At 36.7% G+C, this 17401-nt stretch carries 12 protein-coding genes; 5 read left to right on the top strand and 7 right to left on the bottom strand.

What is annotated here, in order from left to right; translation table 11 throughout:
• Positions 1-20: 20 nt before the first annotated feature.
• The 4 genes from JG537_RS00590 to JG537_RS00575 form a co-directional block, all read right to left on the bottom strand.
• Positions 21-1520: an ATP-binding cassette domain-containing protein gene (locus JG537_RS00590; protein WP_199543588.1), complete on the bottom strand. Its 1500-nt coding sequence runs from the start codon at positions 1518-1520 to the stop codon at positions 21-23.
• 281 nt (positions 1521-1801) lie between these two features.
• Positions 1802-2338, bottom strand: coding sequence for a rubrerythrin (gene rbr, locus JG537_RS00585; RefSeq protein WP_132869271.1), 537 nt, complete (start codon positions 2336-2338; stop codon positions 1802-1804).
• Positions 2339-2618: 280 nt separating this feature from the next.
• Positions 2619-3359 (bottom strand): amino acid ABC transporter ATP-binding protein, encoded by a 741-nt coding sequence (locus JG537_RS00580; RefSeq protein ID WP_074481560.1) that lies wholly within the window; start codon positions 3357-3359, stop codon positions 2619-2621.
• Positions 3359-5563 carry an ABC transporter substrate-binding protein/permease gene (locus JG537_RS00575; protein ID WP_199542399.1) on the bottom strand — a complete coding sequence of 735 codons (2205 nt, stop codon included), beginning with the start codon at positions 5561-5563 and terminating at the stop codon, positions 3359-3361. Before JG537_RS00575 ends, JG537_RS00580 begins: the two co-directional genes overlap by 1 nt.
• A gap of 189 nt (positions 5564-5752) precedes the next feature.
• On the opposite strand from JG537_RS00575, the gene uvrB reads away from it, so the two are divergent.
• Both uvrB and JG537_RS00565 read left to right on the top strand, forming a co-directional pair.
• Entirely contained in the window at positions 5753-7744 is a 1992-nt protein-coding gene (gene uvrB / locus JG537_RS00570) for an excinuclease ABC subunit UvrB (protein ID WP_199542397.1), read from the top strand.
• A 19-nt stretch (positions 7745-7763) separates the two neighbouring features.
• Entirely contained in the window at positions 7764-8228 is a 465-nt protein-coding gene (locus JG537_RS00565) for an 8-oxo-dGTP diphosphatase (protein WP_132869274.1), read from the top strand.
• A 121-nt stretch (positions 8229-8349) separates the two neighbouring features.
• Here JG537_RS00565 and JG537_RS00560 read toward each other — a convergent pair whose 3' ends face one another.
• The 3 genes from JG537_RS00560 to JG537_RS00550 form a co-directional block, all read right to left on the bottom strand.
• Positions 8350-9186 carry a sugar ABC transporter permease gene (locus JG537_RS00560; protein ID WP_132869275.1) on the bottom strand — a complete coding sequence of 279 codons (837 nt, stop codon included), beginning with the start codon at positions 9184-9186 and terminating at the stop codon, positions 8350-8352.
• Positions 9186-10553, bottom strand: coding sequence for a carbohydrate ABC transporter permease (locus tag JG537_RS00555; RefSeq protein WP_157629157.1), 1368 nt, complete (start codon positions 10551-10553; stop codon positions 9186-9188). Before JG537_RS00555 ends, JG537_RS00560 begins: the two co-directional genes overlap by 1 nt.
• Before the next feature lie 129 nt (positions 10554-10682).
• Entirely contained in the window at positions 10683-11942 is a 1260-nt protein-coding gene (locus tag JG537_RS00550; RefSeq protein WP_132869998.1) for an extracellular solute-binding protein, read from the bottom strand.
• 342 nt (positions 11943-12284) lie between these two features.
• Between JG537_RS00550 and JG537_RS00545 the strand changes: the two genes are divergently transcribed.
• From JG537_RS00545 to glgP, 3 genes are all read left to right on the top strand, one after another.
• Complete coding sequence (locus JG537_RS00545; RefSeq protein ID WP_199542395.1) at positions 12285-13313, top strand: LacI family DNA-binding transcriptional regulator; 1029 nt, start codon at positions 12285-12287, stop codon at positions 13311-13313.
• 163 nt (positions 13314-13476) lie between these two features.
• On the top strand, positions 13477-14979 hold the full coding sequence (malQ, locus tag JG537_RS00540; RefSeq protein WP_132869724.1) for a 4-alpha-glucanotransferase: 1503 nt from the start codon (positions 13477-13479) through the stop codon (positions 14977-14979).
• Positions 14980-14999: 20 nt separating this feature from the next.
• The gene (glgP, locus tag JG537_RS00535) at positions 15000-17264 is read left to right on the top strand and encodes a glycogen/starch/alpha-glucan family phosphorylase (RefSeq protein WP_199542393.1); all 2265 of its coding nucleotides are present in this window, start codon (positions 15000-15002) and stop codon (positions 17262-17264) included.
• The last annotated feature ends 137 nt before the right edge of the window (positions 17265-17401 follow it).

Below are 17401 nucleotides of genomic sequence, written 5' to 3'. Positions count from 1 at the left end.
TCAGCATATGCTGAGCTTTTTTAATGCTTTTGTAAAGTGTCGCTAGTTAATTGATAATGTGTTCTTACAACATTATTGATATAATTTTGGTCGTGAGAAACGCTAATAATACAGCCAGGATAATCACGTAATAATTGACGAACAACAGATTGACTAGTAGGCGAAAAATGTCGAGTTACTTCATCTAGGATAATAATATGATTTTTAGCAAGAACCATACGTGCTAAAAAGATCTTGGCTTTTTGCCCGCCAGATAATTCAATAATGCTATGCTCCATTTCATTTTTTGTAAATTGTAGACTAGCTAAAATAGTTCTAGCCGTTTTATCGGTTGTTACTTCACTTAAAAATGAGACAGCAGAAATGTCACCTTTTAGTATATTGTCATAATCTTGAGGCATGTAGCCGATAGACAATTGTTTATTTCTGCTGAGCTCTCGGTAAATTTGCTTGAGAAGTCGCGTTTTTCCAATGCCATTTTTCCCAGTAATAACAATTTTATCCTGTCCTAAAATATCCAAATCAATAGTTTGACCAGTCGACAACACTTGATTATGCCATGATAAGAGTCGTTTTTTCTTGTCAATCGGGGAAATACCGTGGAAAAAGAGCTTTATGCTATCCATGTTTTCGGGGAATTCTGTAAGATTTTTGTCTTCTTTTTCATATCTTTTTTCAAGTGATAGGACATTTTTCATCTTTTTAGCAGCTAGTCTTCCCAGGGTACTATCATGAGTATGTCGAACATTGTATTGGGCAGCTTGGTGCAATCTCCTAATCTTTTCATCTCGTTTTTTCTTCAGACGTTGAGCGTTTTTTGCTTCTTTATATTGCTTTATAAAATTTTTTTTCCGCTGTTTAAGGTAGTCATTATAATTTCCTTGAAAATAGCTAGCGCGAGGTATTTGTCGTTTTCTGATTAGCTCTAAGTGTAGAATAGCAGTTGCAGTGTCTTCAAGTATCGCTTCATCGTGAGAAATAAAAATCACAGTTTTATCAGTGTTCTGAATAAAATCTTTAAGGAGATTTTGGCCTTCAATATCAAGGTCGCTAGATGGTTCATCCAGCAAGAACAAATCGGGTTCTTGACCAGTTAATTTAGTTAGTTGAAGTTTTATCCTCTCACCACCTGATAAATTAGCTAATGATTGATTATTATTCTCTAGTGTAGAAAGGTCTAGATGCAGGAGCGCAGCCATTTGATAAAATGCATTGTAATTGAAAAAAGAATCTATATCTTTGTAAAGAAAATCAGAAATAGTTTGACTTCTTTCTTCTTTAGCTAGCGACTGTGGGAGATAACCCACTTTTTTAAAATTATTTTGAATTTGCCCTTCAAGATTTGCATAGCTAGCAATCATTTGTGAATTGGCAATAGCTTGAAGCAAAGTGGACTTTCCAGTTCCTTCTTCGCCGATAATCGCTAATTTTTCACCTGAGTTTACTATGAGGTTTAAATCAGCAATCATTTGTTTAGAATCCTTGAGGTTAGTAATTGATAGTTGGTTTATGTTTAGCATACGAGACTTCCTTTCAAAAAAACACACTCTACCATATCAGGTAGAGTGTGAATCTCATTATGGTCAACGCTAAAAATACCCAACACGTATGATGGATAAGCAAGAGAATAAAAGAGTGCACTAAAAACAAAACCTGATATGGTATATAACACATTTTGTTCTTAGTTGTTCATTGCTAAAAATCCTCCTGCTTGATTTGCTTCCATTTTAGCAAAAGACTAAGGTTATTGTCAAAGGATATGGTAAACCTCCCAGTAAAAATTAGCTGGGAGGTGATTTTATTAATAGTTTTCAGCACGAACTTCGAAATAAGATTGAGCGTGAGCACATACTGGACAAACTTTTGGTGCTTTTGTTCCAACAATAATGTGACCGCAGTTACGACATTCCCAAATCTTAACTTCACTCTTTTCAAAAACTTTAGCAGTTTCGATATTTTTTAATAAAGCACGATAGCGTTCTTCGTGATGTTTTTCGATTTCAGCGACCATAAGGAATTTCTTAGCAAGTTGAGGGAATCCTTCTTTTTCAGCTGTTTTGGCAAATTCAACGTACATATCAGTCCATTCGTAGTTTTCACCGTCAGCAGCAGTTTCCAAGTTTTCTGAAGTGTCACCAATACCGTAAAGTTCTTTGTACCACATCTTGGCATGTTCTTTTTCATTATCGGCGGTTTTTAAGAAAAGTTCTGCGATTTGTTCAAATCCATCTTTTTTAGCTCTTGAAGCAAAGAAAGTGTACTTGTTGCGAGCTTGAGATTCACCAGCAAATGCAGCTTGTAAGTTTTTTTCGGTTTGAGTACCTGCATACTTAGACATATCAAAAATCCTCCTTATATTAAACAGTAGATAACTACTGAATATCACATACGAAAGTTATTTGGATTTGCTACGAATGGTCATATTATCTCGCTTATGACAAACTTAGGAGTACTTTAAATATAAGTGAGGTAATGTGCAAGTGTGTATCTTTTGTAGTTTGTCTAAACAACTTAACTTAAGTCTAACAAATCCAAAAATGAAAGTCAAAATTCTGACATACATAGCCAAAATTTACTGCAATAAAAAAGCTAGTTTGTTACAACTAGCTTTTAATTTATTATACGTTCAATACTTTGTTCAAGAAGTCTTTTAGACGCGGGTGTTGTGGGTTATCAAAGATTTGTTCTGGTGTACCATCTTCAATAAACTGTCCACCGTCAGTAAAGATAACACGGTTGGCAACTTTACGAGCGAATCCCATTTCGTGAGTAACGATTAACATGGTCATACCTTGCTCTGCCAAGTCTTTCATAACACCAAGAACATCACCAACCATTTCAGGGTCAAGTGCAGAAGTAGGTTCGTCAAAGAGCATGATATCTGGATTCATTGCCAAGCTTCGAGCGATAGCCACACGTTGTTTTTGACCACCTGATAAGCTATCTGGTTTAGCATCACGTTTATCAGCTAGACCAACTTTTTCAAGTAGCTCCATAGCGTGTTTTTCTGCCTCTTCTTTAGATTCTTTTCCAAGTTCGATTGGTGCGAAAGTGATGTTTTCGAGAACCGTCATATGTGGGAAGAGGTTGAAGTGTTGGAATACCATACCAATGTTTTCACGAACTTTATCGACATCAGTGTTTGGGTCAGAAAGTTCAAAACCATCAACGACAACTTTACCACTAGTGATTGTTTCAAGTAGGTTTAGGGTACGAAGGAATGTTGATTTTCCTGAACCAGAAGGTCCGATGATACATACAACATCACCTTCGTGGAATTGGGTTGTGATTCCTTTTAAGACTTCATTATCTCCATAAGATTTGTGCAAATCTTGAACATCAATTTTTAATTCTGCCATTATTTAAGCCTCTTTTCTAAACGTTTTGCTAAACGAGTTAAAAGGGTGATCATTACAAGGTAGATGATTGCTAAGATAGCATACATACGGAATGATTGGTAGTTACGAGCAATAATGATTTTACCTGTTTGGAAGAGCTCGACAAGACCAATTGCTGATACGATAGTAGTATCTTTCAATGAAATAACGAATTGGTTGATGAAGTTTGGTAACATCACGCGAACAGCTTGTGGTAAGATGACTTTTTTCATTGTCTTACCGTATGAGATACCCAAGCTTCGGCTAGCTTCCATTTGTCCTTTAGGAACAGCTTCAATACCACCACGAACGATTTCAGCGATATAAGCACCAGCATTCAATGAAAGGGCGATTGTTGCAGCTAGGAAATCATTGATTGGGCTTTGTTTACCAGTTAGTGATTCAAAGAGGTTTGGAATTCCCCAGAAGATGAAGGCTGCCACAATCATCAATGGAATACCACGAACAACGTCAACAAAGATTGCTGAGATTGTACGAAGAACCTTATTTGGTGCAACTGCCATCATACCAAAGATGATACCAATAACCATTGCAATTGCAAATGAGATCAATGTCAAGCTAAGAGTTGTTCCAAGACCTGAAAGCAATTGTGAGTAGTTGTTTTTGATAAGTCCCCAAATAGTTGTTTCATCGACACTTGATGAAGTTGATTTCTTCTCGTCTGATGAGCCAAGGTATTTGCTTACGATTTTATCGTATTCACCTGATTTGACAAGTGCTGCAAGACCATTGTTGAACATTTCAAGTAGTTCAGGGTTAGTACCTTTGTTAACAGCAAATCCGTATTCACCAGATTTTTCGCCATCAACTGGTGTTTCAAAGTTACGACCTTGTTTGATAGCGTAACGAAGTACGGCTTCATCATCCATAAGAGCGTCAATTGAACCTGAGTTCAAACTATCATACATAGTTGATGCTTCGTCGAAAGCACGAAGTGTGTAGCCGTATTGAGCAGCGTGTTCAGACAACCATGTGTATGATGATGTACCATTTTTAGCTCCAACAGTTTTGCCGTTTAAATCTTCATATGATTTAACAAAGCTTCCTTTTTTAACAGCAAGCAAGATGTTTGAAGTATAATATGGATCTGAGAAATCGAAGATTTCTTTACGAGCATCAGTGATTGACATACCTGCCATAACACCGTCAGCTTGACCAGCTTGAACAGCGTTAAGTGCAGCGTCAAAACCAGGATTTGATATTTCGATGTTGAAACCTTGTTGTTCTGCGATAGCTTTAATTAAGTCAACGTCGATTCCTTCGTATTTGCCTGAGTCATTTTGGTATTCAAATGGGGCAAATGAAGAATCCATGACGATTTTGTAAGTTGATTTAACAGGTGTTGCTTTTGCAGAAGCGTCTCCAGTTAATTTTAGGCTGCTTGATGTAACAACACTTGATTTGTCATCAGATTTTTCAGAATCACCAAGCCATTTTGCCGTGATAGCATCGTAAGTACCGTCTTTTTTCATTTCGGCAAATGCGTGGTTAAATTCATCAATAAGGTATTCGTATTTGCTTCCTTTTTTAACAGCAAATGCGAAGCTTCCGACTTTTTCTCCATCGATATTGATAGCATAGTTTTTACCTTGACTGATTGCGTATTGGACAACAGGTTGGTCATCCATAGCAGCGTAAACTGAACCAGCATCTAGACTATTGTTCATCAAGTCACTAGTATCAAATGTTTTGATTTTATAACCGTATTTCTTTTGGTTTTCCTTTAGGAATGCTTGAGCAGCAGTACCGTTTTTAACACCAACAGTTTTACCTGAAAGTTGTTTATAGTTAGACACTTTAGCATCGCTACGAGTGTAGACAACAACAGCGGTATCGTAATAAGTATCTGAGAATGTGAAGACTTTTTTACGAGCCTCTGTAACTGTTGTACCAGCCATAAGAGCATCGGCTTGACCAGCTTGAACAGCATTAACAGCAGCATCGAAACCAGGGAATGTCATATCGATATCCCAACCCTCTCGATTTGCGACTTCATTAATAATGTCAACGTCAATACCTTTATAAGTTTGATCTGAATCTTTAAATTCGAATGGTGCGTATGCTGTGTCAGATACGATACTAATTGTATCTGCTTTAGCATCTACACCAAACACAAAGATTGCAGAAACCATTGCTAGCATAATAGCTTTCAATTTGTGCTTCATGTAAGTCTCCTTTTGAATAGATTGCATTAATTATATCAAAATTCAGACAGTTAAGCAACTTTAGATTTCAACTCATGTTAGAAAACCTAACATGAAGAGTGAGGAGGTTGATTTCTCAATATCTAAAGAGAGTATTTTACCCTTATTTATGATAAAATGAAGGTATTAAATGACATTTTGAGGAATATTATGATTGATAGAATAGAAGATAATCAGTTTAAACTAGTCTCTAAATACGAACCTTCTGGTGATCAACCACAAGCGATTGAGACATTAGTTGATAATATTGAAGGAGGAGAAAAGTCTCAAATTCTCCTTGGTGCCACTGGTACCGGTAAGACCTATACGATGAGTCAGGTTATTGCAAGAGTTAATAAACCAACGCTTGTTATCGCCCATAATAAAACGCTGGCAGGTCAGTTGTACGGGGAGTTTAAAGAATTTTTCCCAGATAACGCTGTTGAATATTTTGTTTCATATTATGATTACTACCAACCGGAAGCCTATGTGCCATCAAGTGACACCTATATTGAAAAAGATAGCTCAGTCAATGATGAAATTGATAAGCTACGCCACTCAGCAACATCAGCTTTGTTAGAGCGTAATGACGTTATTGTTGTAGCTTCTGTGTCATGTATTTATGGTTTGGGTTCACCAAAAGAGTATGCTGATAGCGTTGTGAGTCTTCGTCCAGGTCAGGAAATCTCACGTGACCAATTATTAAATGACCTTGTTGATATTCAATTTGAACGAAATGATATTGATTTTCAACGTGGTCGTTTTCGTGTGCGCGGTGATGTCGTGGAAATCTTCCCAGCGAGCCGTGATGAACATGCCTTTCGAGTAGAATTTTTCGGTGATGAAATTGATCGTATCCGAGAAATTGAAAGTTTGACAGGTAAAGTTCTTGGCGAAGTCGAACATTTGGCCATTTTCCCTGCCACTCACTTTATGACAAATGAAGAACATTTGGAACATGCTATTAAAAACATTTTGGAAGAAATGGAAGAACAAGTTAAGCAGTTCGAGGCTGAAGGTAAGCTCATTGAAGCGCAGCGAATTCGTCAAAGAACTGAGTATGATGTTGAAATGCTCCGTGAAATGGGGTACACAAACGGTGTCGAAAATTACTCACGTCACATGGATGGACGTTCAGAAGGTGAACCGCCATTCACACTTCTTGATTTCTTCCCAGAAGATTTTCTTATTATGGTTGATGAAAGTCACATGACGATGGGGCAAATTAAGGGAATGTATAACGGAGACCGCTCTCGTAAGGAAATGTTGGTTAACTATGGTTTCCGTCTTCCAAGTGCTCTTGATAACCGTCCACTTCGTCGTGAGGAGTTTGAAAGCCATGTTCATCAGATTGTCTACGTATCAGCGACACCAGGTGATTATGAACTTGAGCAAACAGACACAATCGTCGAACAAATCATTCGTCCGACAGGCCTTCTTGATCCGGAAGTTGAAGTCCGTCCAACCATGGGACAAATGGATGATTTGCTTGGTGAAATCAATGCTCGTGTCGAAAAAGGTGAACGTACCTTTATTACAACGCTTACCAAGAAGATGGCAGAAGACTTGACCGATTACCTCAAAGAAATGGGTGTCAAAGTTAAGTACATGCACTCAGATATTAAAACTTTAGAGCGTACGGAAATTATTCGCGATTTGCGTCTGGGTGTTTTCGATGTTCTGATTGGGATTAATTTGCTGCGTGAAGGGATTGACGTACCAGAAGTTAGTTTAGTTGCTATTCTTGATGCGGATAAAGAAGGTTTCCTTCGTAATGAACGAGGTTTGATTCAAACGATTGGACGTGCAGCTCGAAACAGCGAAGGTCATGTTATTATGTACGCTGATAAGATTACCGAATCTATGCAAAAAGCCATGGATGAAACCGCTCGTCGTCGTGAGATTCAAATGCGCTATAACGAAGAACATGGTATTGTCCCACAAACTATTAAGAAAGATATTCGAGATTTGATTGCTATCTCTAAAGCAACAGATACTGATGTAGCTGAAGATACACTAGACTACAGCAGTATGAACAAAACTGAGCGTAAAGAAGCAATCAAGAAGCTTGAAAAACAAATGCATGAAGCTGCTGAAATGCTTGATTTCGAACTTGCTGCTCAATTGCGTGATATGGTACTAGAGTTAAAAGCGATGGATTAGGAGAGGAGAAAGATAAATCATGTCTCGTGCACAACGTGTGATTTTAACTAATATGTGCTTGATTGAAGATGGTCAAGGAAATGTCGTTATGCAAATTCGTGACCCAAAACGTTATTCATGGTCAGGATATGCTCTTCCAGGAGGGCATATTGAAGCTCATGAAGGGCTAGTTGAGTCGGTTATCCGTGAAGTTAAAGAAGAAACTGGCTTAGTCATTAAGAACCCTCAGTTAGTCGGTATGAAACATTGGTATACAAAAGAAGATGAACGCTATCTTGTTTTCTTGTACCGAACGTCTGAGTTTGAAGGTGACATTCATTCTACTAATGAGGGAGAGATTAAGTGGGTGCCACGTAAGGATTTACCTAACTTGGATTTGGCTTATGATATGTTAAATTTACTTCGAGTTTTTGAGGAAGAAAATCTTAATGAACTTTTTTATCGTGAACGTTTGAAAGACGATTTCTTACGTGAATTCTGGTAAAAATAAAAACTTTTCTTCCTATTATATAGTCGGTATTCATGTACTTAAAAAGCTTGGAACAAATGTTCCAAGCTTTTTTTGATAATTAATAATAGAAGGGGAGAAGTGATTGAACTTCTTCTTATTTAACTGAACCACCAGTAATACCTTCGACGTAGTATTTTTGCATAAACATGAAGAGCAATGTGATTGGAACAGCGATAAGAACTGAACCAGCAGTGAATGACATGAACCAGTCATTAATAGTATCTTGTTGCAACATTGAGAAGAGTCCAATGGCAACAGTGTACTTGTTGGTTGCATCACCAAGGATAACTTTGGCAAAGATGAAATCAATCCAAGGACCGATGAAAGCCATAAGCGCTGTGTAGACAATGATTGGTTTTGATAGAGGGAGAGTGATTTTAAAGAAAATATCAGCGCGAGTTGCTCCATCAATCATGGCAGATTCATCAAGTGAGTAAGGAATCGTATCAAAGAATCCTTTAGCAATGTAGAAGCCAAGTGCCGCACCAGCTGAGTAAACTAAGATAAGAGCTAATAATGTTTGGTCAAGGTTGAAAGCTTTGAGGATGTAGTATACAGCAATCATACTCATAAAACCAGGGAACATGTTAAGCACAAGAGCTAGTTTCAAGAAACCATTACGGTGTTTGAATTTGATACGGCTGAGTGAGTAAGCCATGGCAACAGTAATAAATGTTGAAATGACACATGTTGCAGAAGCAACAAATAAAGTATTCAAGAACCATTGCCCAAATGGGAAGGCATCTGAAGTAAACAGTTTAATATAATTATCTAGCGTCCAAGTTTTTGGAATGAAGTAGTTAACGTATGCTGTTCCTTCGCCACGGAAGCTAGTAAGAACAACCCAAACAATTGGAAAGAGCCAGATGATTGATAAAACAATCAATAGAATATAGACAAATGTCAGTGTTAAACGTTTTTTGTTTTTCATTATTTAGCAACCCCTTCCTTGTAAGAACTTGTTCTTGTGTAAGCCAAGAGACTAAATACAGCAGAAAGAACAAAGATAAGAATACCGATAACAGAAGCAAGGTTGTAGTCAGCTGCAGTAACTGTTAAGTTGTAGAGCCAAGTAACAAGCAAGTCTGTGCTACCAGCTTGGTAGAAGTTAGAGTTAGTAGGACCACCACCAGTAAGAAGGTAGATAACGTTGAAGTTGTTGATGTTACCGATAAATTGTTGAATCAAGTTTGGCATCATCACAAGTAAGATTTGAGGGAATGTGATTGATTTAAAGATTTGGAATTTATTGGCACCATCGATTTCAGCGGCTTCAATTTGTTCTTGTGGTAGGTTCATGATAATACCTGAAGCAACAAGCATTGTGACAGGAATACCTACCCACATGTTAACGATAATGATTGAGAATTTAGCCCAAAGTGGATCAGAAAGGAATGGCAATGGGTTTGCTGCTGAGATAAGTCCAATTTTTTCAAGGAATGCATTAACTGGACCAGCATCACTAAGCAAGTTTCTCATGATAAGAAGTGAAATGAATTGTGGCACAGCAATTGTGATAACGAAGATAGTACGCCACATTTTTTTCAATTTCAATCCTTTAGTATTAATGATTAATGCAAGAACAATACCAAAGAAGAAGTTAGTAACAGTGGCAAAGACTGCCCAAATTAATGTCCAAGACAAGACTGGGAAGAATGTTCCTGCCATACGACCATTAAAGATGTTACCGAAGTTAGCAAAACCAACCCAGTCAAACAAACTTTTCGGTGGTAAATGATTATGGTCATAACTTGTGAAGGCCAAACAAATCATATAAATTAATGGCAAGATAGTGAAGAGAAGAACCCCAATCATTGGGACTGCCATCAAAGTCATGTGGAAACGACCGTTTGCCAATGTTTCAAAGTCTTCTTTAAAGGTAGGAACTTTCAAACCTTCTTTATCGATGACGTAAAGATTTCTAGCGCTCTTAAGGTTACACCAATAAATGTAAGCAAAAACAAGGCAGAAGATAAGAGAAGCAAGACCGAAGATAAGCATTAACATTGAGTTATCGCCATCAACAGCAACTTTCATCTTAATCCCGTTGACGGTTTGTTCAACAAGACCTTGTTGGTGTGTTCCCAGAGTGATTAATCCTTGCAAGTTTGGAATAATCTGAGAGAAGAAAGTGATTAAGAAAAGAATCTCTGATAGTAAAAACAAGCAACCTTTAATAATCTGTTTATGGTAAAAATTTGAGAATCCCATAATCAGAAATGATAGTTTGGTATCAAATTTTCCTTTTTTAAAAGCCTCAGTAACTGATACACTGTCAAAATAGTGTGAATTAGTCATACAAAACTCCTTTTATTAATCTTGTTGGAAGTCACTGCTAAAAATTTAATCTTAAAGTTCTTAGCAATAACTCCGACAAGAGTTTCCCTAAAAATAAAGTGGGGATGTAACTCCCCACTTCAGAACATCTTACTTAGCATTAGCTAAATCTTTGTCAAATTGTTGCAATTTAGCGAGGTAGTCACCACTTTGAATTTTACCATTGTAGACATCGCTGAGAAGTGCAGCGCTTTCAGTCCAGAATGTAGTCATTTGACTAAGTTTAGGTGTTACAACTGTGTAGTCTGATGATGAAGCCATCTTGATAACTGCTTGAGCCAATTCATCTGATTGAACTTTATCTGATGATTGAACTTCTTTGTTAGCAGGAATAATGTTACGACCTTCGTAAGTGAATTGGTTTTCTTGGCTTTCTGCGCTAGTAAGCATAGAAGCAAGTTTGTAAGAAGCAGCGATACGTTTTGTATCTGAACCTGCAGGAGCTTGGTTAACAGCAAAGAGTTTCACACCAAGGAAAGCTTTTTGTTGCACTTCGTTACCGCCAATTGAGATTTTTGGATAAACAGCGATACCAAGATTATCTTTACCAACAGCGTCTTGTGCTGCTTTAAGATCCCAAGGGCCTGATTCAAGTGAAGCAACGCTTCCGTCACCGAATTTAGACATTGCATTTTCAGCAGTCAAGTTAACGAAACCTTTGTTTGATTTTTGATCAGCAATCCATTGAAGAACTGATACACCAGCATCGTTACCCCAGTTAGTACCGTCAACTGTTTCACCATTTTCACCAAATAGTGTGTCACCAACTGACATGAAGAGTGGAGCAGTTGCATAAGCATTCATAGCTTTAAATGTTGCACCAAATGAAGCTTTGCTTGTGATTGTTTCGTAGCTAGCAACATCGTCACTTGAAAGTTTTGATTTGTTATAGAAGAGAACTTGTGATTCGATACCAAATGGGAAAGCATAAGTTTTACCATTGTATTTTGCACCAGCAACTGCTTGATCAGTATCGTTAGCAGCAATTTCTTTTGCATAATCTTCAGGAACTTCTTGAATAACACCTGATTCAACTAATTGACCAAGTTGGTCATGTGGAAGTGAGAAGACATCAGCAGCTTTTTGCGGATCTTTCTTAACGTTTTCTTGTGCTTTTGAATCGTTAGATTCTACCATTTTTACAGAGTAGCCAGATTCTTTTTCGAATTTCTTAACAACGTCTGTATAAGATTTTTTAGCACCTGTTGGTACCCAAAGTTTGATTGTCTTGCTGTCAGAAGCAGAAGATGATTTTGTTGATGAGTTATTCGAACAAGCAACTAAAACGCTTCCAGCAAGTGTTAAACCTGCACCAGCAAGGACCATTTTTTTCCATGTGTTCTTCTTCATGAGTTTCCCCTCCTAGAGAAAGATTAGTAATATTATTTACACTTATATTATGCAACCGTTTGCAGCTATTGTCAAGCGTTTTTAGTAAAAAAATTAAAAAAACTTGAACTCTTAAATAAATAAACTAATAAAAAGAGCATCAATCTAGTATAAGTTGGTCAGTTTTTACTATAAAATAAGCCAAAAAGAGAGTATGTCTCTAAAAAATTGACAAAATAAAGCAAACAATTGCGGAAAATTCTTATTTATGTATAATAGGGGATAAAAATAAGAGTTTTTACCTCTAAAACCTTGTCAGTACAGTAAATCTATTATAAAATGTTAGTTGCAAAGGAGACTTAGATGGTTACAATTAAAGATGTAGCGGCTAAAGCTGGTGTTAATCCTTCGACGGTTAGCCGTGTTTTGAAGGATAATAAATCCATTTCTCAGAAAACAAAAGATAAAGTTCGGAAAGCGATGGCAGAGTTAGGATATGTTCCTAATGTTGCTGCCCAAATGTTAGCCAGTGGGCTAACATATAATGTTGGTTTGATTTTTCCACCTTTAATCACACCAGATCGTTTAAACGAACCATTCTTTATGCAAATTCTTTCTACTATAACTAGCGAAGCGAAATTAAATGATTTTACAGTTTCTATTGCAACCGGTATGACAGTTGATGAATTAGAAGAACAAGTAAAATTAATGTATCGTCAGAAACGTGTAGACGGATTTATTATCTTATACTCTGATCCAGAAGATCCTGTCCGTAAATATTTGATGGACAATAATGTACCATTTGTGATTGTCGGCGCTCCCGAAGGTTTCGAAAATGATATTACTTATATAGATAATGATAACCAACTAATGGGTAAAAAAGCGGTAGAATACCTTTATCAAAAAGGTCACCGTGAGATTTTATTCATTACTGATGATTTAAAATCTGAAGTATCATCAGAACGCTATTTTGGTTACCTTCGTGGTATGGAGAAACTCGGACTCACAAGTGAAAAAGCTCTTCTGTTTGATCGAAGAGATCCAATGATATTGGAAAAACTAATTGAGAAAATTGAGTCAAGTAAAGCAACTGCCCTGATTGTCATTGCTGATACGATTTCAGTTCGCTTGGCACAATTCTTATCATATTATCAGTTGAAGGTGCCAGATGATATTTCTATTATCACCTTCAATAACTCTGCTTACTCAACATTGATTCACCCATATATGACAACTTTTGATATTAATGTTGCTAATCTGGGCCGAACAAGTTTCAGAAGATTAGTCGAATTGATTAAATCACCTGAAACAGCTATTACTGAAAAAGTCATTGTTCCATTTACATTGAGAGAACGTGAAAGTGTTCGTCAATTACATGTTGAAGACAAATAAATCACTTCACTAGTGGAGCTTTTATCAAAGAAAAGACGCCTTAATTGCTATTAGTTTTAGTGGTTAGGGTGTTTTTTTATATTTTTTACAAAAAATGATTGACTTACGCAAACGCTTGCGTTATAATTTGCAGTGTAAAGATCGTTGATAAAGGAGAAAACATATGGAAAAACGTGCAAGTGGTGTACTGATGCATATCACATCATTACCCGGCAAACAAGGGGTGGGAACATTTGGTCAAGAAGCTTATGACTTCGTTGATTTCTTAGTTGAAACAGACCAAACATATTGGCAAATCCTACCATTAACAACGACTAGTTATGGTGACTCCCCTTATCAATCATTCTCAGCGACAGCTGGGAACACACATTTAATTGACTTAGAATTACTTGCCAAACAAGGCTTTCTAGCAAAAGAAGATTATGAAACAGTCAACTTTGGAGATGATTTAGAAAATGTTGATTACGCTCGCATTTTTGAAGCTCGTCGTCCAATTTTGGAGAAAGCAGTTGCAGAATTTATGCAAAATTCTGATAACCAAAAAGCTTTAGCTGAGTTTGAAAAAGAAGCAAGTTGGGTAAAAGATTACGCAGAATTCATGGCAATCAAAGAGTTCTTTGGAAATAAAGCTTTGCAAGAATGGGATGATAAAGCAGTTGTTCGCCGTGAAGAGACAGCTCTTGATGCTTATCGCGAAAAACTAAAAGATGCGATTACTTATCATAAAGTTACACAATATTTCTTTTACCAACAATGGGCTGAACTTAAAGCTTACGCTAATAAAAATGGTATTAAAATCATTGGTGACATGCCGATCTACGTCTCAGCTGATAGTGTTGAAGTTTGGACAATGCCAGAACTGTTCAAAGTAGATGCTGAAAAGAATCCACTTTGCATTGCTGGTGTCCCTGCTGATTCATTTAGTGATGATGGTCAACTCTGGGGTAACCCAATTTATGATTGGGAAAATCATAAGAAAACAAATTATGCTTGGTGGGTTTACCGTATTAATGAAGGTATTAAATTGTATGATCTTCTTCGTATCGACCATTTTAAAGGATTCTCAGATTATTGGGAAATTCGAGGTGATTACGAAACAGCTAATGATGGTAGCTGGCAACCTGGTCCTGGACGTGCTTTGTTTGATGTTGTACGTGACGAGCTTGGCGAACTTCCTATTATTGCAGAAAACCTTGGTTATATTGATGCCAAAGCTGAGCAATTGTTAACTGACACTGCTTTCCCAGGTATGAAGATTCTTGAATTTGGTTTCTATGATACCGAAGGTAAGAGTATCGATGCTCCGCATAACTGCAATAAAAATAGTGTTGCTTACAACGGCACACATGATAATGAAGTGGTCAATGGTTGGTACGATAACTTGACTGATGAACAAAAAGCATTTGTTGATGCTTATACACACCGTCACGATGGTGAACCAATTACACAAGCTATGCTTCGTACATTATTTGCGACTGTTAGCGATATTGCGATTGCTACAATGCAAGATATTTTGGACAAGCCAGCTGAATCTCGTATGAATATTCCAAACACTGTTGGTGGCAACTGGCAATGGCGTATGTTAAAAGAAGATTTGACAGATGAACGCAAAGCTTTCTTGAAAGACATTACTGCCCTTTATAGCCGCAAAAATACATTTAAATAAAAAAGAAAAAGGATATTACAATGACAACTAAATTTACAGATTACTTAGCATCAAAAGGTCAAAAACTTGCTGAATTGAGCAATGAAGACATCTATGTAGCACTTTTACACTATGTTAAAGAATTAGCTGCTGAAAAAACAAAAAATACTGCAAAACGTAAAGTTTACTACATTTCAGCTGAATTCCTTATCGGTAAATTACTATCAAATAACTTGATTAACCTTGGCATCTATAAAGATGTTAAAGCTGAACTTGCTGCGGCTGGGAAGTCAATCGCTGAGGTAGAAGATGTTGAACTTGAACCCTCACTTGGTAATGGTGGTCTTGGACGTTTGGCATCATGTTTCATCGATTCAATGTCAACACTTGGCATCAACGGTGAAGGTGTAGGTCTTAACTACCACTGTGGTCTATTCAAACAAGTATTTGTAGATAATCAACAAGAAGCAGAAGCAAACTACTGGATTGAAAAAGATTCATGGCTTGTTCCAACTGACATCAGCTATGATGTGCCATTTAAAGATTTTACGCTTAAATCTCGTCTAGATCGCATCGATGTTTTGGGTTACAAACGTGATACTAAAAACTACTTGAACTTGTTTGATATTGATGGCCTTGACTATGGATTGATTCACGATGGTATTTCATTTGATAAAACAGAAATCAAGAAAAACTTGATACTTTTCCTTTATCCAGATGACTCAGATCGTAATGGTGAATTGCTTCGTATTTACCAACAATATTTCATGGTGTCAAATGCAGCACAATTGTTGATTGATGAAGCCCTTGAACGTGGTTCAAACTTGCATGACTTGGCTGACTATGCTTATGTTCAAATCAATGATACTCACCCATCAATGGTTATTCCTGAATTGATTCGTCTCTTGACTGAAAAACACGGTATTGATTTTGATGAAGCTGTATCTATCGTGAAGAGCATGGTTGGTTATACTAACCACACAATCTTGGCAGAAGCACTTGAAAAATGGCCTCTTGATTACCTTAATGAAGTTGTCCCTCACTTGGTAACAATCATTGAAAAATTGAATAAACTTGTAGCTAGTGAATACTCTGACCCAGCCGTTCAAATTATTGATGAATCTGGTCGTGTTCACATGGCTCACATGGATATTCATTTCTCAACTTCTGTAAACGGGGTAGCTGCACTTCACACTGAAATCCTTAAAAACAGTGAATTGAAACCATTCTATGACATTTACCCTGAAAAATTCAATAACAAAACAAATGGTATCACTTTCCGTCGTTGGCTTGAATTTGCTAACCAAGATTTAGCAGATTACCTTAAAGAACTTATTGGTGATGAATACCTTACTGATGCAACTAAACTTGAAAAATTGTTAGCATTTGCTGATGACGAAGCTGTTCATACTAAATTAGCTGAAATCAAACACAATAATAAACTTGCACTTAAACGTTACCTTAAAGATAATAAAGGTATTGACCTTGATGAAAACTCAATTATTGATACACAAATCAAGCGCTTCCATGAGTACAAACGTCAACAAATGAATGCACTTTATGTCATTCATAAATACCTTGAAATCAAACGTGGTAACCTACCAGAACGTAAAATTACTGTTATCTTTGGTGGTAAAGCAGCACCAGCATACATCATTGCACAAGATGTTATTCACTTGATTCTTTGCTTGTCTGAATTGATTAACAACGACCCAGAAGTAAACAAATACCTAAATGTTCACTTAGTTGAAAACTACAATGTTACTGTAGCTGAACACTTGATTCCTGCGACAGATATTTCAGAACAAATCTCTCTTGCTTCTAAAGAAGCTTCAGGTACTGGTAACATGAAATTCATGCTAAACGGTGCTTTGACACTTGGTACAATGGATGGTGCTAACGTCGAAATTGCAGAACTTGCAGGAATGGATAATATTTATACATTTGGTAAAGATTCAGATACTATCATTGATCTTTATGCTACTCAAGGTTATGTTTCAACTGATTATTATGAAAATGATCCAGTAATTAAAGAAGCAGTAGACTTTATCGTTAGCGATGAATTGGTTAAACATGGTAATGCAGAACGTCTTGAACGTCTCTACAATGAATTGATTAATAAAGATTGGTTCATGACTTTGATTGACCTTAAAGAATACATTGCTGTTAAAGAACAAATGCTTTCTGATTATGAAGATCAAAAATCTTGGATGACAAAAGTTATCAAGAATATTGCTAAAGCAGGATTCTTCTCATCTGACCGTACTATCGAACAATACAATGATGAAATCTGGCACAGCAAATAAAGTATAGTTTAAAATGGGTGAGGTTGGTTTAACAACCTCGCCTTTTTATGTATATACAGAAAAATACAAAAAATATTGAATTTTTATAAATTTAGGGTTGACAAATGTATAAATATTACATAAAATGTATACATATC

Source organism: Streptococcus vicugnae (assembly GCF_016461705.1).
Lineage (GTDB): Bacteria > Bacillota > Bacilli > Lactobacillales > Streptococcaceae > Streptococcus > Streptococcus vicugnae.
Note: the sequence above shows the minus strand (reverse complement) of the source record. Positions and strands in the feature narration are given on the sequence as shown.